We start from the raw sequence: 719 nt of genomic DNA on the forward strand, positions 1-719 counted from the left end.
CGTTAGTGAGCGCTTACCCCTGTTGGCAGTAATGTTTATAGGCACACTGCCTTTTTTCCTTGCTGATGAATGGTTAACCCGCGGTGATGGTGCCAAGCGAGGGGCTTACCCCTTGACCAAGCTTCTGTTTCTGGTATCCCTAGGGATCGCTGTAGCGCTCGATTACGAGTCTCTCTCATTCCTACCCATGATTCTTCCTGTCTGGATCATATTCTTTATTCTCTATGGGCTATTTAGCCGCTGGTCTTTCCGGCGCACCGGTAATCCTCTAGTGGCCGGGATAGTCAATGCAGTTGCATTTGCTTGGGCCTTGGCGGTTACCTTCCCGATGTACGCAGGGGTGAGTCCGCCGTAGCACTAGGCTGCCCCTAAAGCCTTCCCCCCGGGGTGATGGAGCCATATCTGCACCGGGTGTGGAGGACGCCGTGAATCCATCCCTGGAGGCTTCATGGCGCCATCCCTGGCGCCAAGACCTCCACACCGGGGCGGATGGTGGCGCCGGCGAAGTTTTTGGAGGTGCCCATAGCACAATCCTGGTAGGCTGCCTGCCCTGATCATGTTCCTCGGCGCGTATTTAGCATCAGGCGGTTACCGCCCTACCAGTGATTCGATCCATTGCCGCAGTTCTGTACTATCCAGCGGTTTGCCCAAAAAGGTATCAAAGAGCCCGCCCTCAAGCACCGGCTCAACCTCGCTGCGAGCGTAAGCAGTGTACAGGG

1 pseudogene is annotated in these 719 nt (G+C 56.3%); it reads left to right on the plus strand.

Features of this window, described 5'->3' with window-relative positions:
• A pseudogene (locus CKO12_RS14785) lies at window positions 1–355 on the plus strand (alpha/beta hydrolase); the annotation flags it as partial.
• Between the last annotated feature and the right edge of the window lie 364 nt (window positions 356–719).

It is taken from the genome of Chromatium okenii (genome assembly GCF_016583745.1).
Taxonomy (GTDB): domain Bacteria; phylum Pseudomonadota; class Gammaproteobacteria; order Chromatiales; family Chromatiaceae; genus Chromatium; species Chromatium okenii.